Source organism: Klebsiella grimontii, assembly GCF_042137965.1.
In the GTDB taxonomy this organism is placed as follows: domain Bacteria; phylum Pseudomonadota; class Gammaproteobacteria; order Enterobacterales; family Enterobacteriaceae; genus Klebsiella; species Klebsiella grimontii.
The window spans coordinates 2443778-2463619 of the sequence record NZ_CP169721.1; the positions used below are offsets into that span (position 1 = coordinate 2443778).

The window sequence follows — 19842 nt, forward strand, 5'->3', positions numbered from 1 at the left end:
GAACATTACCAGATAGTCAGTAAAACCAGCGCCAGACAGACGGAAAGCGCAAAGAAGGAGAGGTCCATTAACAGGGGATGCCAGATCTCGCCTGCGTACATCCAGTCCCGCAGCTGGTGATGGACAATCAGCCAGATAAAAAAGCCCAGCAGAACCGCTTTAAAGACAGGAGGGAAATAGACAGAAGCGCCGAACACCAGGTCCTGGAGCGACAATCCGGCAGTGTTAAGACTCAGTTTCACAAGCAAAAATCCTTTGCCGTTGCAGGAAGAATGTTCAGGTGATGCGATTATTCACATTGTAAATCATTGTTCTGATTCTAGTGAATCAGGTAATTCATTTGTTTTGGTAATTTAAATGCTGCACACTATTCTAAAATCAGTATAATAACTTAGCAAGCTAATTATAAGGAGATGAAATTGGAATCGCCACTTGGTTCTGATCTGGCACGTTTGGTACGCGTCTGGCGCGCGCTAATCGACCATCGCCTGAAACCTCTGGAGTTAACGCAGACGCACTGGGTCACGCTGCATAACATTCACCAGCTGCCGCCTGAACAGTCGCAGATTCAGCTGGCGAAAGCCATTGGTATTGAGCAGCCGTCGCTGGTTCGCACGCTCGACCAGCTGGAGGAGAAAGGGCTTATTTCTCGCCAGACCTGTGCAAACGATCGGCGGGCAAAACGTATCAAGCTTACGGAAAAGGCCGAGCCTCTGATCAATGAAATGGAAGAGGTTATTGGCAAAACGCGTGATGAGATTCTGGCAGGCGTTTCCAGAGAAGAAGTGGAAACGTTGCTTAATTTAATTCGTAAACTTGAACACAACATCCTCGATCTCCAGGCAAAAGATTGACCTTAACGGGGCCTTGAAGAAACTCAAGGCCTCTTTTTTATCTATTCATGCCAGACCACAACGCGGTTACGACCGCTGTTTTTCGCCTCGTACATCGCGGTATCCGCGCGCTTAACGCACTCTTCTGCCGAAACACGCGTATCCTGCGTCGTGAAAACCCCCATGCTGATAGTCATTCTTTCGGGTAATCCTTCCTGCTTCTCGCTGACGGAGAGGCGGATGCGTTCGGCGACAGCCAGCGCTTCCTTTGCGCCGATATTGACCAGCAGCAGGGCAAACTCTTCCCCGCCGATACGCGCGGCGGCGTCGTCCTGGCGCACGTTGTTCTGCAACACGCTGGCAGCAAATTGGATCACCTTATCGCCCTGCACGTGACCGTAGGTGTCGTTGATGCGCTTGAAGCGATCGAGGTCGCAGACGATCACCGATAGCGGTTGTGAAGCGGAAACCTTCGGCAATCGTTGATTCAGGGTGTCATAAAAATAGCTGCGGTTATACAGCCGGGTCAGGGGATCGCGAATCGAGTTCTGGTAAGAGCGGACGTATCTTTCGTTCGATTCGCGATAGAGCATAAAAACATCGCACAGCAGGACTAAAATCAGAAACAGGGTGCTAAGCGTTTCAAAGAATCGCGCCTGGTTCCAGGCGTGACTGCTATCACCTGCCGTTGAGAGTAGAACCATTAACGTAAATATATAGGCGGTACAAAAAAAGGCCCCGCTGTACCAGAATATATTACGCAATTGAGTCAGGCTAATCAGTAAAATCAGCGTTACTGACCATATGATAATTAATAACCAGCCAATACGATTATGCCACAGCGGCGTAAAAGTGTAGGTCAGATTGTCAAGGAATTCAATACTCAACAGCGGGGAGTTGCTGGAATGAATCCACGATAATATAAGCACTGCGGCAATAAAAACAAAGCAACCTGTCAGTACCGTTCGGTGAATTTTACCTGAGCTAAGGGTGATGTTGCGAAAACGGTATAAAACAATCGATGTTATAAATAAAATGGCCATCATCACGTTGCGGAAAAAATAAAAAATCAGCGCGTCATTTTGGTTAATGGCGCGACCCTGTCCGCAAATCAACCAGTCGGGATAGCTGCCTATCGTTCCCAGCATCAGCATGGCCGAGCAGGCAAAGGCGAAGGTAATCGGAACCAGGTACAGCCGTTTTTTATCGCACAGATATTTCATTCCCATAAAACAGGCAATCATAATATGAAAAGTCATCAGCGAAATCGTCAGTACAGGAAAAAGCATGGATGATGTTGTAGGTATACGATGAATTAACGAGTCGCTGAGGTAATTAAGCGTGGTAATCGCAAGGATACACACGGCAGCGTAAAGAAATATCCGTTGGGGTAAGCTTTTTATATTAGCGCGCATAGTCAACATCCCTGAAAAATGCGAGGGTAAACGACGAGGTTGTCGTAAATGATTTAAATAGTACTCATTGAAGATTACTTGATGGCAGCAGGGGGGATATTGCGCGGGCGCAAAGAGTTGAGGTGCGGCAGGAAAATATAAATATATTTATATCGTTTATTTATGTTGGTAAATGATACATCTTTTATATAAATAAGCGGCCCGTCAGGGCCGCAGGGATAAGGTTTAGCGTGGGGATACCGTAACCTGGCTGCCGCTGCCGGCAATGGCCACGCGCTGGCCAACCGAGAACGGCGTGCTGCCTTGCTTCTGCACCACCATGATGGTATTACCGTCATCTTTGCGGATTTCCAGCTCAACGCCCTGGGTTTTGTTCATCGCACCCTGTACGCCCTGACCGGCTACGCCGCCGGCGACAGCGCCTGCCGCCGTTGCCAGTGAGCGGCCCGTGCCGCCGCCAATGGTGTTACCCAGGAAGCCGCCGAGAACCGCGCCGCCGATGGCGCCGATAGCATTGCTGTCATCTCCGCCCTGAATCTGCACCGCGCGGGTATGGACAATAGTGCCGTAGGTCACGCTCTGGACCTGTTTGGCTTCGGATGCGGAGTAAACATCGCCGGACAGACCGCTGCTGCTGACGCAGCCTGCAAGCGTAAAACCAATCATCGAGACAGCCAAAACACGTAAAATCATTTATGAATCTCCTGTTCACCAAGAAGCGTTCTGTTGAACTTCCTTGTAGCCAATTATATGGCATTTAAGCGTCTGCTGGCATAGCAGATGCAGTGACTATACAAAAAATAATAATCAGAGTCGTCTCAACCTAAACTAAACACAAGTTCTTTACCCTACGAACGACAGCGCTGCTTGTATTGTTAAAAAGTATTATAGCAGCATAGCATTGCCCCCTCGTTTATGGTGGAGTGTGGGGATATACGAGAGTCATGGAATGAAGGAAAGCGTATGAAATCAGGCCGCTTTATCGGCGTAATGTCCGGCACCAGCCTTGATGGTGTTGATGTTGTCCTCGCAGCAATTAATGAAAATATGGTCGCCCAGCAGGCCAGCCTGACCTATCCCATCCCCATTGCTATTAAAGAAGACATTCTGGCCATCTGTCAGGGCCAGCAGCTTACGCTATCGCAGCTGGGGCGGCTTGATACGCGTCTGGGACGGCTGTTTGCCGATGCGGTTCAGGCGTTGATGACGCAGGAAAAGTTACAGGCGGCGGACATTATCGCCATCGGCTGCCATGGCCAAACGGTCTGGCATGAGCCTACGGGCGACGCGCCGCATACCCTACAGATTGGCGACAATAACCAGATTGCCGCGCGTACCGGCGTGACGGTCGTCGGCGACTTTCGTCGTCGCGATATGGCGCTCGGCGGGCAGGGCGCGCCGCTGGTTCCGGCGTTCCACCACGCGCTGCTGGCGCATCCGGTAGAGCGTCGAATGGTTCTTAATATTGGCGGTATCGCCAACCTCTCCCTGCTGGCGCCGGGGGTACCGGTGCGCGGCTACGACACCGGGCCTGGCAACATGCTGATGGACGCGTGGATCTGGCGACAGTGTGGTAAACCCTACGATAAAGACGCGCAGTGGGCCAGCGCGGGTAAAGTGGTGCTGCCGCTGCTGCAGGATATGCTAAGCGATCCGTGGTTTGCGCTACCGGCGCCGAAGAGTACCGGTCGCGAATACTTTAACTACGGCTGGCTATCGCAGCATCTGGCGCGTTATCCGGGGCTTCGCGCCCAGGACGTGCAGACCACCCTGGCGGAGCTGACCGCCGTCAGCATCAGTGAACAGGTGCTGCTCAGCGGGGGATGCGAACGTCTGCTGGTCTGCGGCGGCGGCGCGCGTAATCCGCTGCTGATGGCGCGTCTGGCGGCGCTGCTGCCGGGAACGGAAGTGTCGACCACCGATGAGGCGGGGATCAGCGGTGATGATATGGAGGCGCTGGCTTTCGCATGGCTGGCGTGGCGGACGCTTGCCGGATTACCCGGTAATCTCCCTTCGGTAACCGGCGCGTCGCAGGCTTCCGTGCTTGGCGCGATTTTCCCGGCAAATCCGCCGCAAAATCAGAGTTAACTGAAATCACCCGCGCCGGTTTCTTCGTAGACTGGACAGCGTTGAGGGAGGGCGTTATGCCTTCCCGGACCGGGAAAGTCGAAGGCAAATTAATGAAAAAAATACTTATTCTTGCGGTACCTTTTATGCTCGCGGGCTGTAGCTACTACAATCAGTTTGTCGAGCGGATGAATACGGACACACTGGAGTACCAGTGCGACCAGAAGCCGTTGACCGTCCATCTTAATCATACTCGCCAGCAGGTCAGCTTTATCTACGATAACCAGCAGCTCAACTTGCAGCAGGGGTTATCCGCATCCGGAGCGCGCTATACCGACGGCGTTTACGTCTTCTGGTCGAAGGGTGATAACGCGACGGTCTATAAACGCGACCGTATCGTGCTGGAAAACTGTCAGCTGCAAACCGCCAAACGTTGAGATTTCGGTCATGGGGGCGCACAATGACGCTACCCTTTGATTATTGTCTCAATTGCCATGTCTGATAACGACGAATTGCAGCAAATCGCGCACCTGCGCCGCGAGTACACCCGTGGCGGCCTGCGTCGCCACGACCTTCCCGCCGAACCTCTGGCGCTATTTGAACGCTGGCTGCGTCAGGCCTGCGATGCGAAGCTCGCCGATCCAACGGCGATGGTGGTCGCCACCGTTGATGAAAACGCCCAGCCTTACCAGCGCATCGTTTTGCTTAAGCACTATGATGAAAAAGGCCTGGTGTTTTACACCAACCTTGGCAGCCGCAAAGCCCACCAGATTGAAAAAAATCCCCGCATCAGCCTGCTGTTCCCATGGCATATGCTGGAGCGCCAGGTGATGGTTATCGGCAAAGCAGAACGCCTTTCAACGCTGGAAGTGGTTAAATATTTCCACAGCCGTCCGCGCGATAGCCAGATTGGCGCCTGGGTGTCGCAGCAGTCCAGCCGTATCTCGGCGCGCGGCATCCTTGAGAGTAAGTTCCTCGAGCTTAAGCAAAAGTTCCAGCAGGGCGAAGTTCCTCTGCCGAGCTTCTGGGGCGGATTCCGCGTCAGCATCGAGCAGATGGAGTTCTGGCAGGGCGGCGAGCATCGTCTGCACGATCGTTTTCTCTACCAGCGGCAAAACGGCGGCTGGCAAATCGACCGACTGGCGCCATAAAGCACGCAAAAATGTTGTGTTAAGCGCTGGTGCATCGTGGCCCGGCGCTTTATTCTATACGCTTCATTTTTCAAGCTGCATCTTTGTTAGCCGCGCCTGTCTGGCTCTGTCGCTTACCTGAGTAAGTTCCCTGGGCTTTTACATGCTTGCCGCCGCGATGCAGCTTGAATAATTTTGCGTAGATGTTTTTTTTCGCGTCTGGCGAAAAGTCGTGTACCGACAGAGGTGCAGTCGTTTATAGATGGAGAATTTGATGGCAAGCAGTAACTTGATTAAACAATTGCAGGAGCGGGGGCTGGTAGCCCAGGTGACGGACGAGGAAGCGTTAGCAGAGCGACTGGCGCAAGGCCCGATCGCGCTCTATTGCGGCTTCGACCCTACCGCCGACAGCTTGCACTTGGGGCATCTTGTTCCATTGTTATGCCTGAAACGCTTCCAGCAGGCTGGCCACAAGCCGGTTGCGCTGGTCGGCGGCGCGACGGGGCTGATTGGCGACCCGAGCTTTAAAGCCGCTGAGCGTAAACTGAATACTGAAGATACCGTGCAGGACTGGGTGGATAAAATCCGCAAACAGGTCGCGCCTTTCCTCGACTTTGATTGCGGGGATAACTCGGCCATTGCCGCGAATAACTACGACTGGTTTGGCAGCATGAACGTGCTGACCTTCCTGCGTGATATCGGCAAGCACTTCTCTGTAAACCAGATGATCAACAAAGAAGCGGTGAAGCAGCGTCTCAACCGCGACGACCAGGGCATCTCTTTTACCGAGTTCTCCTACAACCTGCTGCAGGGTTACGACTTTGCCTGCCTGAACAAGCTGCACGGCGTGGCGCTGCAAATCGGCGGTTCTGACCAGTGGGGCAACATTACCTCCGGTATCGACCTGACCCGTCGTTTGCACCAGAACCAGGTCTTTGGCCTGACCGTACCGCTGATCACCAAAGCCGACGGCACCAAATTTGGTAAAACTGAAGGCGGCGCGGTGTGGCTGGATCCGAAGAAAACCAGCCCGTACAAGTTCTACCAGTTCTGGATCAACACCGCGGATGCTGATGTTTATCGCTTCCTGAAGTTCTTCACCTTTATGGACATGGCTGAAATCAACGCCCTGGAAGAAGAAGACAAAAACAGCGGTAAAGCGCCGCGCGCCCAGTATGTGCTGGCCGAGCAGGTGACCCGTCTGGTGCACGGCGAAGAAGGACTGGTGGCGGCAAAACGCATTACCGAGAGCCTGTTCAACGGTAACCTGAGCGATCTGAGCGAAGCCGATTTCGAGCAGCTGGCGCAGGATGGCGTGCCGATGATCGAAATGGAAAAGGGTGCCGATCTGATGCAGGCGCTGGTGGATTCTGAGCTGCAGCCGTCCCGCGGCCAGGCGCGTAAAACCATCGCCTCCAACGCGGTGACCATTAACGGCGAAAAACAGTCCGACCCGGAATATGTGTTTGTCGATGGCGACCGCCTCTTCGGGCGCTACACCTTACTGCGCCGCGGTAAGAAAAATTACTGTCTGGTCTGCTGGAAGTAATTGCGTAAAGGCAGGGGCGTGGGAAACCGCGCCCCTTATTTTTTGCTCTCAGGTAATCAAGATGAAGAATATCCTCGCCATCCAGTCCCACGTTGTGTTTGGCCATGCGGGCAACAGCGCCGCTGAATTTCCGATGCGCCGCCTTGGCGCCAACGTCTGGCCGCTTAACACCGTACAATTCTCCAACCATACCCAATACGGAAAGTGGACCGGCTGCGTCATGCCGCCGGCGCATTTAACGGAGATTGTGCAGGGGATTGCCGACATTAACCAGCTGCAGCGCTGCGACGCGGTATTAAGCGGATACCTGGGGTCGGCGGAGCAGGGCGAACATATTCTTGGCATCGTGCGTCAGGTGAAAAGCGCCAATCCGGCCGCGAAATATTTCTGTGACCCGGTGATGGGGCATCCTGAAAAGGGCTGCATCGTGGCGCCTGGCGTCGCGGAGTTTCACGTGCGCTATGCGCTGCCGGCGAGCGATATTATTGCGCCAAACCTGGTTGAGCTGGAGATCCTCTGCGGGCACCCGGTGGCAAACGTTAACGAAGCGGTTTTGGCCGCCCGCGAGCTGATTGCTCAGGGGCCGGAAGTGGTGCTGGTGAAGCATCTCTCACGCGCCGGGCTGAGCCTGGATCGTTTTGAAATGCTGCTGGTCACCGGGCAAGAGGCCTGGCACATCAGCCGTCCGCTGGTGGATTTTGGCATGCGCCAGCCGGTGGGCGTCGGCGATGTCACCAGCGGGCTGCTGCTGGTTAAGCTGCTGCAGGGCGCGAGTTTGCGCGATGCGCTGGAGCACGTCACCGCCGCGGTGTATGAAATCATGCTGGCGACAAAAAATATGCAGGAGTATGAGCTACAGGTTGTGGTGGCTCAGGATCGTATTGCCCAGCCGGAGCACTACTTCAGCGCCACGCAGCTTTAAGAGGCGTGAGAACAACTTGCCCGACCTGCGTCGGGCAAGGATCGGCGTTACTTCAGCCCTTCAGCCTCGAGGGCGGCGGCTACGGCAGGCCGCGCGGCAACGCGCTTCATCCAGACCGCAATATTGCTATAGCCTGCCATATCCAGCTTCACGGCGTACGCCCAGCGCAGCACGGTGAACAGGTAGCCATCGGCGATAGTGAAACGGTGCCCGTTAATCCACTCTTTATCTTCCAGGCATTCGTTAACGTACTGCATTTTTTTGTCCAGCAGCGCGCGAGCGACAGGTTTGTAATCCTCCGGCGTATCCGGACGAAACAGCGGGGTAAAACCTTTATGCAGTTCCGTCGCCACGTAGTTTAGCCACTCCAGCGTCTGATAGCGCGCGATGCTTCCCACCGGTGCCAGCAGCTGGCGATCCGGCACGCGATCGGCGATATATTGCATAATGGCCACGCCTTCCGTCAGCAGCACATCATCGTCCAGCAGCAGCGCCGGCACCTGACCTTTCGGGTTTACCAGCAGATAATCATCCCCGTTTTCGAGACGTTTTTTCATCACGTCAACGCCCTGCAGGGTGAAGTCCAGGCCGCTCTCGCGTAGCGCGATATGCGAAGCAAGAGAACAAGCGCCGGATTTGTAGAACAGTTTCATCGGTAACTCCTCGTGGCTGCGGTTTTCTGTATGTTAGTCCGCCCAGGGGCAAAAAAAAACCGCTAACAGCGCGTTAGCGGTTTAAATTTATGGGTTTTCCCGGGGAGCTTAGGCCGTAGCGGTATCGCGGGCTTTTGCCGTTTTATCATCGTCCTGGGTCATGCGGTTCAGCTTAGGCGCCGTCAGCAGCATCAGGATGGCGATAATGCCGGTGGCGACACCAATATGCAGGAATACGCGACCGTAAACTTCCAGCGACATCAGCGGGTCAGTCACGTTATCCGGCACCGCCATCATGTTCGCGACGTAGCCGCCGATTAGGTTGGCGCCAGCGGTCGTCAGGAACCAGCTGCCCATGATGAAGCCCATCAGGCGCTGAGGAACAAGTTGCGCAACCATCGCCAGACCCAGGCCGGAGATCATCAGTTCACCGATACTTTGCAGGCCGTAGCTGATAACCAGCCAACTGACGTTCACGATACCCGCGTCGCTGGCAAACTTAGCGCCCAGCGGCAGTACGAGGAAGGCGCCGGAACAGAGGACCATACCAATAGCAAACTTCATCGGCATCGGCAGGGTATCGCCCATTTTGTTGTAGATAGCGGCCAGAATCGGGCTACCGATAATGATCCAGAATGGGTTCAGCGCCTGGTACTGCTCAGGCTCGAAAGCGATGCCAAGCAGAGAGTGTTCAACGTTGCGAATCGCAAAGAAGTTAAGGGAGGTCGGCATCTGGCTGTACAGAACAAAGAAGATAATCGCCTGCAGCATCAGGATGAACGCGACGATCATTTTGCGCCGCGCGGCGCCCTGCATCGCGAAGGCTTCTTTAGCGAAGATAACGATAATACCCAGCGCAACCACGCCCAGCGCCATACGTGCAACACCCTGGTTGTGCAGCAGCCAGGTTGCAATCGCGATGAGAACCACCACGCCAACGATTGTCGCCAGCAGCTTGCCTACCTGCAGCGGGGCGAAGTCAGGCTTCGAGCCGTACTGTTTAACCCAGCGCTGGCAGAAAGTGAAGTTGACAATGGTGATCACCAGGCCGACAAAGCTCAGGGCGAAAGCGACGCTCCAGCCGAACTTCGCCGCCAGCCACGGCGTGGCCAGCATAGAGAAGAAGGAACCGATGTTGATGGACATATAGTACATGGTAAATGCACCGTCCAGACGCGGGTCGTTCTTTTCATAGCAGGTTGAGAGCAGGGAAGAGGGGTTAGCCTTAAACAGGCCGTTACCGACGGCAATCGTCGCCATACCTATATAGACGATGCCCGCATCGTGCCCGGACCACGCTACCAGGCCATAGCCGATGGCCAGAACAATGGCACCGAGCATAATGACGCGCTTGGTGCCCAGCACCTTGTCGCCCAGCCAGCCGCCAATCGCCACCAGGCCGTAGACCAGGGCGCTAAAGGAGGAGAACAGGGTGATAGAATCCGCTTCTGACATACCCAGCTGTTTAACCAGGTAAACGGCCATGATCCCTTGCAGGCCGTAGAAACCAAAACGCTCCCATAGCTCAATCGAGAAGATGAGATAGAACGATCGTGGTTGTTTGAAAGCGTTCAAGCTGACGCTTTCTGTTGGTTTATTGTTTGCAGTCGACACAAATACCTCTTTTTTTACATCCCATATTAACGGGGGGTGCTCGGGGCGCAATCTTCTCAGACCGCCGCCTTTATAGTTATTCTGGAGGGAAAACGGCAGGTAATGTTCACTATCCTGCCCCTTCAGGCAATAGCTTTGCAATAATCTGTTACACATATTTTGTGCGGAATAATACACCGCATACACAAATGTTATTCAGAGTTAAATTTCAAGCTTTGGTGAATGGGAGCGTTTTTATCTGCCGCAATGGAAAATTTTTCGTATAATGGCGATATGTTCTGCTGAGTGCGCTTGCATCCAGTGATATAGCCCATAATCCTAAAAATTGATGGGTTATTGTGTTGGTATTTAAGTTGAGGGTATTTGAATCAGCAGGTTTGGGTACAATTACGTTAACAATTAACCAACAACAAAATGACCAGGTGATCCTGATCACAAATGTATAGAAATTTTGACTCTAAAAAAAATGAATACCCTGGATGATGATTATATAACCGCATAATCACCCGCAGCCGGGGCAAAACCATGGCGTGAATGTCGATAAAGCCGGGGGAGGCAGAGTCATCTCTTTGGGAGGACAATGACTCTGCGCGTCGTCAGGAATAGACCTTCTCTTTATACTCGCAAAGATCTTCTATCAGGCAGGAGCCGCAGCGCGGTTTACGGGCAATACACGTATAACGACCATGCAGGATTAACCAGTGATGGCAGTCGACTTTAAATTCCGCCGGAACCACCTTTAACAGCTTTTCTTCCACCTGTTCCACGTTTTTACCGGGCGCAAATTGTGTTCGATTACAAACGCGGAAGATATGCGTATCGACGGCGATTGTCGGCCAGCCGAAGGCGGTATTCAGCACCACGTTTGCCGTTTTGCGTCCCACGCCGGGAAGCGCCTCAAGGGCCGCCCGATCTTCCGGAACTTCGCCATTGTGCTGTTCAAGCAGGATCCGGCAGGTCTTGATAACGTTTTCGGCTTTACTGTTAAACAGACCGATGGTTTTGATATACGCCTTCACGCCCTCAACGCCCAGCGCCAGCATGGCTGCTGGCGTATTGGCGACCGGATAGAGTTTTGCCGTGGCTTTGTTGACGCTGACGTCGGTGGCCTGCGCCGAGAGCAGAACGGCGATCAGCAGTTCAAACGGCGAGTTAAAATGCAGCTCCGTGGTGGGGTGCGGGTCGTTATCCCTGAGCCTGGTGAGGATCTCCAGGCGTTTACTCTTATTCATCCTATGCTTTTCCCGTCACATCAGACGGCGCAATGAGATCGGCTTGCGCCGCTTTGGCTTTGCGCTGTTTGCTACGTTCATCGATGAGGTATTTTACCGCCAACATCATGCCGAGGCCAATAAATGCGCCCGGTGGCAGCATCGCCAGCAGGAACGGCGTATCGGTATGGAATACTTCAATGCGCAGAACTTTAGCCCAGCCGCCGAGCAGGCTATCGGCACCGTCAAACAGGGTGCCGTTGCCGAGGATTTCGCGCATCGAACCGAGCACAAACATTGCGCATGTCGCCCCCATCCCGATGGAGAATCCATCCAGCGCCGAGAGCGCCGGGCCTTTTTTCGCCGCAAAGGCTTCCGCGCGGCCAACCACGATACAGTTGGTGACGATCAGCGGGATAAAAATCCCCAGAGACTGATAAAGGCCGAACGCGTAGGCGTTAATCAGCATCTGCACGACGCTCACTACCGACGCGATGATCATCACGTAAATCGGGATACGGATTTCCGCCGGCGTCCAGCGACGCAGGCTGGAAATGGTCAGGTTCGTCAGGGTCAAAACCAGCGTCGTCGCCAGCCCAAGACCGAGAGCGTTGGTGGCGGTAGAAGTCACGGCGAGCAGGGGACACATCCCCAGCAGCTGAACCAGCGCGGAGTTGTTTTTCCACAACCCCTGAACAATAACGTCTTTAACTTCGCTCATGGTCTAGTCTCCACAGGGAGTGAATGCGGAAATCTGCGCGGACAGCGTTTGGGCGTACAGGCCCGCGCGTTTGACGGCGTTGACCACCGCGCGAGGGGTAATGGTGGCCCCGGTAAACTGGTCGAAATCGCCGCCGTCTTTTTTCACGGCCCAGTGGCTGTCGTCTTGCCCATGGATCGTTTTACCGGCAAAGAGGGTGATCCAGTCGGAAATTCGGAGCTCGATTTTGTCGCCCAGGCCCGGCGTCTCATGATGTTCGGTAACGCGGGTACCCAGCACGGTGCCTTTAAAATCGGCGGCTACCAGCAGCTGAATGGCGCCGGAATAGCCGTCCGGCGCGGTGGCTTCCATCACCGCAGCAACCGGCTTCTCGCCGTCCTGCGCGATCCATACCTTGTGCTGGCCCTTGCCCAGCTCCGGCGCGCTAACCTGATAACAGCTTTTCAGCAAATCGTTATTGTAGAGAGCGGCTGGCATCACCTGGTCGAATAGGGCTTTTTGCTGCTGGGCGGCCTGGTCTTCAATGGTACTTTTGGTCAGCTCGTTAATCGCCGCCGTCAGCCCGGTAGAACCTGCGGCGAAGAGTGCCAGCGTGATACCGTGTTTGCGCATGCTTTGTAACATGTTCGGGTCCTCAGCGGTGGCCGTACGCGCGCGGGCGCGTGTAGTAATCGATCAACGGAACGGTGATATTGGCCAGCAGGACGGCAAAGGCCACGCCATCCGGGTAGCCGCCAAAGCTGCGAATCAACCATACCAGTAATCCCGCCAGCGCGCCGAAGATCAGGCGTCCGCGATTGGTGGTGGAGGCGGTCACCGGGTCCGTCAGGATAAAGAAGGCGCCGAGCATGGTGGCGCCGGAAAGCAGATGCATCTGCGGCGAGGCGAGGCTTTCCGGGGAGAACAGCCATCCCAGGGTGGCGCAAACGGCGAGGCTCAGCAGGAAGCTCAGCGGAATATGCCAGCGGATAGCCTTCTGCCACAGCAGGAACAGACCGCCCGCGAGCCAGGCCACGTTCACCCACTGCCAGCCGAGACCGGCGAGCTCGCCGCCGTAGATTGGATACTGCAGGATCTCGCCAACCGGATGGCCGGCGTGAAGCGACGTTTTAAAGGTATCCAGCGGCGTGGCCTGACTGATACCGTCAATGCCAATTCGCAGGCTATTCATGTCCCCACCGGTCGCCGTATGGCCGGTGAAAATCATCCGCAGCGCGTCGCTAAAACCTGGAACATGGGCGGCTATTTCATGGGGCGGAAGCCAGGAGGTCATCTGCACCGGGAAAGAGATCAGTAGCACCACGTAGCCAATCATTGCCGGGTTAAAAGGATTGTGACCCAGTCCACCGTACAGCTGTTTGGCGATAATCACCGCAAACGCAGTGCCCAACACGACCATCCACCACGGGGCGAAAGGCGGGATACTGACGGCCAGCAGCAGGCCGGTGAGCAGCGCTGAGTTATCGGCGAGGATCGCGGGAATATTTTGTTTGCGCAGTCTAAGGATGGCCGCTTCGGCCCCCCACGCCGTGAGGGCGGCAAGGATAATCTGCAACACGGTACCCCAGCCGAAAAACCAGGTCTGCACCACGATGCCGGGTACCGCGGCGAGCAGCACCAGCAGCATAATCCGCGAAGTCTGGCGCTGATTGTGGGTATAAGGGGAACTTGCGATTCTGAAAACCATTTAATCCTCGTTAACTGCCTGCCGGGATGCTTTCCGGGCCTGAACGCGGGCGATTGCTTCAGCGACTGCCGCTTTGCGGGCGTCGTCATTGGCTGCCGACGGGGGAACTGCTTGTTGCTGTTGTTCTGCTTTGCGCGCTTTCGCTCGGGCGATAGCGGCCTCAACGGCGGCCCTGCGCGGATCGGCGGCTGCCGGTTGTTCGGCGGCGGCATCTACCGCGGGAGCCGTCTGCTGTTCGGCTTTGCGCGCTTTCGCTCGGGCGATAGCGGCCTCAACGGCGGCTTTGCGCGGATCGGCGGCTGCCGGTTGTTCGGCGGCGGCATCTACTGCCGGAGCCGTCTGCTGTTCGGCTTTGCGCGCTTTCGCTCGGGCGATAGCGGCTTCAACGGCGGCTTTGCGCGGATCGGCGGCTGCCGGTTGTCCGGCGGCGGCATCTACCGCGGGAGCCGTCTGCTGTTCAGCTTTACGCGCTTTCGCTCGGGCGATCGCGGCTTCAACGGCGGCTTTGCGCGGATCGGCGGCGGCATCTACCGCCGGAGCCGTCTGCTGTTCGGCTTTGCGCGCCCGCGCCTCGGCCTTGCGGGCTTCGCGGGCGGCAATGGCTTCGCTGTTATCCGGTTTGGCGCCGGAGAGCACGATAATCGGCTGCGCCGCGTCACGCTGTTTTTCACGCACCCGGGCAAGGGCGGCGTTAATGGCGTCCTGATCTTTCGCCGCAGGCTGGACCGCGGCCTGCTTATGACGTTCCAGACGCGCCGCTTTATCGCGCTCCAGGCGAGCCTGACGCGCCTCAAAGCGAATTTTGGCCTCCGCGGCGCGTTTCTCTTCTTGCGCGATCGCGGAGATCTCGGCTTTCTCCTGGCGGAAGTACTGCACCAGCGGAATATTGCTTGGGCAAACCCAGGCGCAGGCGCCGCACTCAATGCAATCTGCGAGATTATGGCTGGTGGCTTTGTCGTGCTGCTGGCCTTTGCTGAACCAATAAAGCTGCTGCGGCAGAAGATCGGCCGGGCAGGCGTCCGCACAGGCGCTGCAGCGGATGCAGCCTTTTTCCTCTTCCGGCTCGCCCATTTCGCTCGCCGACGGCGCCAGCAGGCAGTTGGTAATTTTCACGACCGGCACGTCGAGCCACGGCAGGGTGAAGCCCATCAACGGGCCGCCCATAATCACCATCGGGTCAGCGCTCGGGCAGAAACCGGCATCCTTTAGCAAATGGCTGACCGGGGTGCCGAGGCGCGCCCAGACGTTACCCGGACGCGAGACCGCTTCGCCGGTCAGGGTGACGACGCGCTCCGTCAGCGGCTCGCCGTCGATTACCGCGCGTTTCACCGCATAGGCGGTGCCGACGTTCTGCATCAGCACGCCGATGTCAGAGGAGCGTCCGCCGTGAGGCACCTGCTTGCCGGTGAGGATCTGCGTGAGCTGTTTCGCGCCGCCGGAGGGATATTTGGTGGGGATCACTCGCAGGGAAATACCGTGCGTGTCGGCTAATACCGCGCGCAGCATAGAAATCGCCTGCGGTTTATTATCCTCGATGCCGATCAGGACCTGACCCGGCTGCAGAATATGGGCAAGGATACGAATACCCTCAACGATCTGCGCCGCGCAATCCTGCATCAGACGGTCATCGGCGGTGATGTAGGGCTCGCACTCGGCGGCGTTGATAATGAGTGTGTCGATTTTGTCGCCGCCGCCGCGCAGCTTGGCGCCGGTCGGGAAACCCGCGCCGCCCAGTCCGGCCACGCCAAACTGGTGAATACGCTCAATCAGCGCTTCGCGGGATTTATTCTGATAATCGTACCACCCATCGCGCTCAATCCAGCGATCTTCGCCATCGGCATCAATAATGACGCTCATTTCCGCCAGCGCGGAAGGGTGGGCGGTAGAGTGGGGGGCGATGGCCGCCACGATCCCGGACGTTGGGGCGTGCACCGGCAACATTCGGCCCCAGCCGCGCGTCAACGGCTGGCCGCGCAGGACGCGATCGCCCGGCTGCACGCACAGCTCACCTTCCGCGCCGATATGCTGCTTTAGCGGGATGACGAAACGCTGCGGCAGCGACACCTGACGCAGCGGGGTACCGTTGGACTGGGTTTTCATCTCTGGCGGATGGATGCCGCCGTTGAAGTCCCAGACTTTATCTTTGCGAAAAGCGGAAAATAACTTAAACATGTTGTTCCACGGGAATAATGCGTACCGGGATGGTCTGAAGATCCCATTTCCAGGTTTCTGTCGTCGCCGCCACCGGGCGCAGTTCAATACATTGCGTTGGACAAGGCGCGACGCAGAGATTACAGCCGGTACAGAGATCGCTCATCACCGTATGCATGGCGCGGGTGGCGCCGATGATGGCGTCGACCGGGCAGGCCTGGATGCATTTTGTGCAGCCGATGCAGTTCGCTTCGTCGATCGTCGCCAGCATTCGTGCAGGTTCGGCTTCTTGCGCGTCGCCGTCTGTCGGCTGCGGATCGACGTTCAACAGCTCGGCGATTTTAAGCATTACCGCTTCGCCGCCGGGGGCGCAGCAGTTGATTTTCTCACCCTGGGTCCCGACCGCTTCCGCGTAGGGGCGACAGCCGGGGTAGCCGCACTGGCCGCACTGGCTCTGCGGAAGCAGGGCATCTATTTTTTCCACCACCGGGTCATCTTCTACCGCAAATCGGCGGGAGGCGTACCCCAGAATTAAGCCGAAAATCAGCCCCAGCAGGCTAATGGCGACCACGGCTATCCAGACAGCGTTCATTACAACTTCACCAAACCACTAAAGCCCATAAAGGCAAGAGACATTAAACCTGCGGTGACCAGCGCAATGGCGTTACCGCGAAACGGCGCCGGCACATCCGCGACCACCAGGCGCTCGCGAATAGAAGCGAAAAGCACCATCACCAGCGAAAAACCGACCGCGGCGGCAAAACCGTACAGCGCCGATTGCAGGAAATTATGCCCAAGGTTAATGTTTAGCAGCGCCACGCCGAGCACCGCGCAGTTGGTGGTGATCAGCGGCAGGAAAATCCCCAGCAGGCGATACAGCGCCGGGCTGGTTTTGCGCACGACCATCTCGGTAAACTGCACCACCACGGCGATGACCAGGATAAAGGCCAACGTGCGCAAATAGACCAGATCCAGTGGGATAAGGATCCAAGTATCAATTAGCCAGGCGCAAATAGAGGCCAGCGTCATCACGAAGGTGGTGGCGAGCCCCATCCCCATAGCGGCTTCCAACTTTTTGGAAACCCCCATAAACGGGCACAGTCCTAGAAACTTCACCAGCACGAAGTTGTTAACAAGGACAGTGCCAACAAAGAGCAGTAAATAATCAGCCATCATTCGACCTGAAATAGAAAAAGCCGTCTATTATCGAATAAATCGATACCGGCGACAACAGGTTAACTGTGTGGTTATTACGGATTCACAAAGGTCCGTTTAACCCGAGCAGAACGCCTGAAATAGGGTGCAAGCAGCGCAGCGGCGAGAAGAGGGAAAAGCAGCTGGCGCAGCGCGAGCGCGTCAGAAATCGGGGAAAAGGCAAAGGCTTTCACCGCCAACAGCAGCGTGATCAGCAGCCAGATGATGTAGTGTTTCGGTACCCCTTTCCGCCGCTTAAAAAAGGCGATGGTCAACCACAGCGTGTAGTACCACATGGCGATAGCAAAAGCTAAGGAAGCAATCCACAGGGCGAGATGTTCGGCACTCATATTGCCCAGCAATGTATAAGTCTGGGAAGACATCAAAGCCTTAGCAAAAAACAGCAGCGACAATGAGGCGCTAAGCAGAGCCACCAGGAGCCATGCCAGCGGCGCCAAAAGCCATCCGCCAATACGTTCCACAGAGTCAGAGGACATTATTACTCCCAAATTCAACGCCAGTTATAAATAAAAGCAGGGCGGAAGTATAAGCAACTGGCGTGAATGATGACAGTCTTTATTGCACGTAGCGCCACACGGACTTGGGCACTTCGCCGATGTTGAACAATTTGCCGCCGGAAACCAGCTCCGCCCGGCGATGGTCGGCCGCGCGATACATGTTGACGATCTCTTCGTTATCGGTCAGAGAATAGTTAAGGTGATCAAAAAGTTTTTCCAGACTTTCCAGCGAACTGATTTTACGAAATTTTAATAAGTAGTCCTGAACGGTCATTTTGCGTATCCATTTTATAATCGGAATAAATTAAGTTGAATATACCCATATTGAGTAAACCTGTTCTCAACCGGCAGTTCCTTTTTAAGATAAACTGTATGGAGTTATTTCGGTTGTAAATACCTGTGACAAGAACAGACGATGTTTCCGGCCTGGTAAAAAGAAATTTAGGAGTATTCCAGAACTAAATCAGGCGCCGGAAGGCGCCTGGGAGAGAAGATTAACGCTGTTCGCCTCGGCTGGCAATAACGTTTTGATACCAGAAAAAGCTCTTTTTCCGTTTACGCGCCAGATTTTGCTGGTGATCGACATAAACGAACCCGTACTGTTTTTTATAACCGTTCAGCCAGCTCAGCAGATCAATAAAGGACCAGGGGTAGTAACCGCGCACGTCGGCACCCAGCTCCAGCGCTTTTTCCAGCGCCGTGATATGGCTGCTGAGGTAGTCAATTCGCGGGTCGTCGACGATTTCGCCATTGATAATCGGGTCTACCGCCCCCAGCCCGTTTTCGGTGATATAGATCGGAATATCACCGTAGCGCGCTTTAATCATCATGATCCCGTCGGTTAAGCCCTGAGGCCAAATTTCCCAGCCCCATTCGGTATAGGTGCTTTGCGGGTTGCGCACGAAGTAGAAGAGTCCGTCAACTCCCGGCTCGCCGCCGGTCGCGACTTCAGGAGGCTGCGCCGACACGGTTTCACGACGGTAGTAGTTCAGGCCGATAAAATCACAGCGGTTGTCACGCAGCAGCGCATCGTCACCCGGTTCAAAGGCCGGAACGCCCCACAGCGCCTGAGTTTTCTGCAGCAGCTCCGCAGGATAGCCGCCTTTTAATACCGGATCGTAGAGCCAGTGGGTATGGATAGCGTCCGCCATCTCCGTCGCTTGCTTATCTGCTTCGCTGTCGGTTAATGCAGTGTGCGGCTGCAGCACGTTGACAAACCCTATCTCTCCCGCGACGCCCATTTCACGAAACGCTTTAACCGCCAGCGCATGGGCGATAAAGACGTGGTGGCAGGCCTGAATGGCCCGCGCCGGGTCCCGCACCGCAGGGGGATGAATGCCGTTAATATAACCGTGGCCAATAAAAACGATCGTCTCGTTAAAGGTGGCCCACAGTTTGACGCGAGAGCCAAAGCGTTGATAGCAAAGACGCGCGTACTCAGCGAAGGCTTGCGCCGTACTGCGCGCCTCCCAGCCGCCTTCATCCTGTAGCGCCTGGGGGAGATCCCAGTGGTACAGGGTGATCATCGGTTCAATGTTATGCGCCAGCAGCTCGTCAATCAGGTCGCTGTAGAATTGCACCCCTGCTTCATTCACCTCGCCGCGGCCGGTGGGCAACAGGCGGGGCCAGGAAATAGAGAAGCGATAGCTTTGCAAACCCATTTCCGCCATCAGCGCCACGTCTTCGCGAAAACGATGGTAGTGGTCAACGGCGACGTCACCGGTCGTCCCCTGATAGGTAGTGCCAGGAAGATGGGAATAAGTATCCCAGATAGAAGGGCCTTTGCCGTCGGCATCGTGTCCGCCTTCAACCTGCCAGGCTGCGGTAGCGGCGCCCCATAAAAAGTGTTGCGGAAATCCGGACATGAAAAAACTCCTTATCGATTGATAAAGAGAGTGTAATCAATGCGTGTGCAACTATGCAACCGGTTTCAGAAACCGGTTGCATAGTTGCGAAGCGGGTCACTGTTTATTTCGACAGCGGCTTCGTCTGAACAACATCAACGGAAGGCGGGGACTGGTAGTTATCAATATGATGAGCGATAACTAAAAGCAGGGCCGAAACGCCCAAAACAATCCAGCCAATAAGTTCTACAATACGGTTAAAAACGTTTTCCATAACACTACTGCAAATTGTGAAACCAGACTGAAATGGTACTCAACGACTGAAGTAACGCA

The 19842-nt window shown here is 55.5% G+C and carries 22 protein-coding genes; 6 read left to right on the top strand and 16 right to left on the bottom strand.

What is annotated here, in order from left to right; translation table 11 throughout:
• Positions 1–5 precede the first annotated feature (5 nt).
• Complete coding sequence (locus ACE3MN_RS11605; RefSeq protein ID WP_004136799.1) at positions 6–242, bottom strand: DUF1656 domain-containing protein; 237 nt, start codon at positions 240–242, stop codon at positions 6–8.
• 171 nt (positions 243–413) lie between these two features.
• Between ACE3MN_RS11605 and slyA the strand changes: the two genes are divergently transcribed.
• Positions 414–854: a transcriptional regulator SlyA gene (gene slyA, locus ACE3MN_RS11610; RefSeq protein WP_029669661.1), complete on the top strand. Its 441-nt coding sequence runs from the start codon at positions 414–416 to the stop codon at positions 852–854.
• Positions 855–895: 41 nt separating this feature from the next.
• Here the strand turns inward: slyA and ACE3MN_RS11615 are convergent, their stop codons facing one another.
• Entirely contained in the window at positions 896–2248 is a 1353-nt protein-coding gene (locus ACE3MN_RS11615) for a GGDEF domain-containing protein (protein ID WP_024357976.1), read from the bottom strand.
• Positions 2249–2473: 225 nt separating this feature from the next.
• Positions 2474–2941, bottom strand: coding sequence for an outer membrane lipoprotein SlyB (slyB, locus tag ACE3MN_RS11620; protein WP_004851450.1), 468 nt, complete (start codon positions 2939–2941; stop codon positions 2474–2476).
• A gap of 270 nt (positions 2942–3211) precedes the next feature.
• On the opposite strand from slyB, the gene anmK reads away from it, so the two are divergent.
• The 5 genes from anmK to pdxY all read left to right on the top strand — a co-directional run bounded on the left by anmK (position 3212) and on the right by pdxY (position 7916).
• On the top strand, positions 3212–4336 hold the full coding sequence (gene anmK / locus ACE3MN_RS11625) for an anhydro-N-acetylmuramic acid kinase (protein ID WP_024357977.1): 1125 nt from the start codon (positions 3212–3214) through the stop codon (positions 4334–4336).
• 92 nt (positions 4337–4428) lie between these two features.
• Positions 4429–4752 (top strand): C-type lysozyme inhibitor, encoded by a 324-nt coding sequence (gene mliC / locus ACE3MN_RS11630; protein WP_004136809.1) that lies wholly within the window; start codon positions 4429–4431, stop codon positions 4750–4752.
• A 57-nt stretch (positions 4753–4809) separates the two neighbouring features.
• Complete coding sequence (gene pdxH / locus ACE3MN_RS11635) at positions 4810–5466, top strand: pyridoxamine 5'-phosphate oxidase (RefSeq protein WP_004119519.1); 657 nt, start codon at positions 4810–4812, stop codon at positions 5464–5466.
• A gap of 253 nt (positions 5467–5719) precedes the next feature.
• The gene (gene tyrS / locus ACE3MN_RS11640; RefSeq protein WP_004136811.1) at positions 5720–6994 is read left to right on the top strand and encodes a tyrosine--tRNA ligase; all 1275 of its coding nucleotides are present in this window, start codon (positions 5720–5722) and stop codon (positions 6992–6994) included.
• 61 nt (positions 6995–7055) lie between these two features.
• Positions 7056–7916, top strand: a complete 861-nt coding sequence (pdxY, locus tag ACE3MN_RS11645; RefSeq protein ID WP_102649693.1) for a pyridoxal kinase PdxY — start codon at positions 7056–7058, stop codon at positions 7914–7916.
• Between the two features lie 47 nt (positions 7917–7963).
• Here the strand turns inward: pdxY and gstA are convergent, their stop codons facing one another.
• The 13 genes from gstA to blr all read right to left on the bottom strand — a co-directional run bounded on the left by gstA (position 7964) and on the right by blr (position 19783).
• The gene (gene gstA / locus ACE3MN_RS11650; protein WP_004136813.1) at positions 7964–8569 is read right to left on the bottom strand and encodes a glutathione transferase GstA; all 606 of its coding nucleotides are present in this window, start codon (positions 8567–8569) and stop codon (positions 7964–7966) included.
• 108 nt (positions 8570–8677) lie between these two features.
• Positions 8678–10183: a dipeptide/tripeptide permease DtpA gene (dtpA, locus tag ACE3MN_RS11655; protein WP_024357981.1), complete on the bottom strand. Its 1506-nt coding sequence runs from the start codon at positions 10181–10183 to the stop codon at positions 8678–8680.
• A gap of 596 nt (positions 10184–10779) precedes the next feature.
• On the bottom strand, positions 10780–11415 hold the full coding sequence (gene nth / locus ACE3MN_RS11660; protein WP_004132317.1) for an endonuclease III: 636 nt from the start codon (positions 11413–11415) through the stop codon (positions 10780–10782).
• A gap of 1 nt (position 11416) precedes the next feature.
• On the bottom strand, positions 11417–12115 hold the full coding sequence (locus ACE3MN_RS11665; protein ID WP_004132319.1) for an electron transport complex subunit E: 699 nt from the start codon (positions 12113–12115) through the stop codon (positions 11417–11419).
• 3 nt (positions 12116–12118) lie between these two features.
• Positions 12119–12739: an electron transport complex subunit RsxG gene (gene rsxG, locus ACE3MN_RS11670; protein ID WP_102649692.1), complete on the bottom strand. Its 621-nt coding sequence runs from the start codon at positions 12737–12739 to the stop codon at positions 12119–12121.
• A gap of 10 nt (positions 12740–12749) precedes the next feature.
• Positions 12750–13802: an electron transport complex subunit RsxD gene (gene rsxD, locus ACE3MN_RS11675; protein WP_024357983.1), complete on the bottom strand. Its 1053-nt coding sequence runs from the start codon at positions 13800–13802 to the stop codon at positions 12750–12752.
• Complete coding sequence (gene rsxC, locus ACE3MN_RS11680) at positions 13803–15974, bottom strand: electron transport complex subunit RsxC (protein ID WP_102649691.1); 2172 nt, start codon at positions 15972–15974, stop codon at positions 13803–13805.
• Positions 15967–16545 (bottom strand): electron transport complex subunit RsxB, encoded by a 579-nt coding sequence (gene rsxB / locus ACE3MN_RS11685; protein WP_024357985.1) that lies wholly within the window; start codon positions 16543–16545, stop codon positions 15967–15969. Before rsxB ends, rsxC begins: the two co-directional genes overlap by 8 nt.
• Positions 16545–17126: an electron transport complex subunit RsxA gene (rsxA, locus tag ACE3MN_RS11690; protein WP_004102633.1), complete on the bottom strand. Its 582-nt coding sequence runs from the start codon at positions 17124–17126 to the stop codon at positions 16545–16547. The genes rsxB and rsxA overlap by 1 nt, the downstream gene beginning before the upstream one ends.
• 77 nt (positions 17127–17203) lie before the next feature.
• The gene (locus ACE3MN_RS11695) at positions 17204–17644 is read right to left on the bottom strand and encodes a DUF2569 domain-containing protein (RefSeq protein ID WP_024357986.1); all 441 of its coding nucleotides are present in this window, start codon (positions 17642–17644) and stop codon (positions 17204–17206) included.
• A gap of 79 nt (positions 17645–17723) precedes the next feature.
• Positions 17724–17939, bottom strand: coding sequence for a transcription modulator YdgT (gene ydgT, locus ACE3MN_RS11700; RefSeq protein WP_004134363.1), 216 nt, complete (start codon positions 17937–17939; stop codon positions 17724–17726).
• A 220-nt stretch (positions 17940–18159) separates the two neighbouring features.
• Positions 18160–19530 carry a GH1 family beta-glucosidase gene (locus tag ACE3MN_RS11705; RefSeq protein WP_024357987.1) on the bottom strand — a complete coding sequence of 457 codons (1371 nt, stop codon included), beginning with the start codon at positions 19528–19530 and terminating at the stop codon, positions 18160–18162.
• 103 nt (positions 19531–19633) lie between these two features.
• Positions 19634–19783: a division septum protein Blr gene (gene blr, locus ACE3MN_RS11710; RefSeq protein WP_004119556.1), complete on the bottom strand. Its 150-nt coding sequence runs from the start codon at positions 19781–19783 to the stop codon at positions 19634–19636.
• Positions 19784–19842 lie beyond the last annotated feature (59 nt).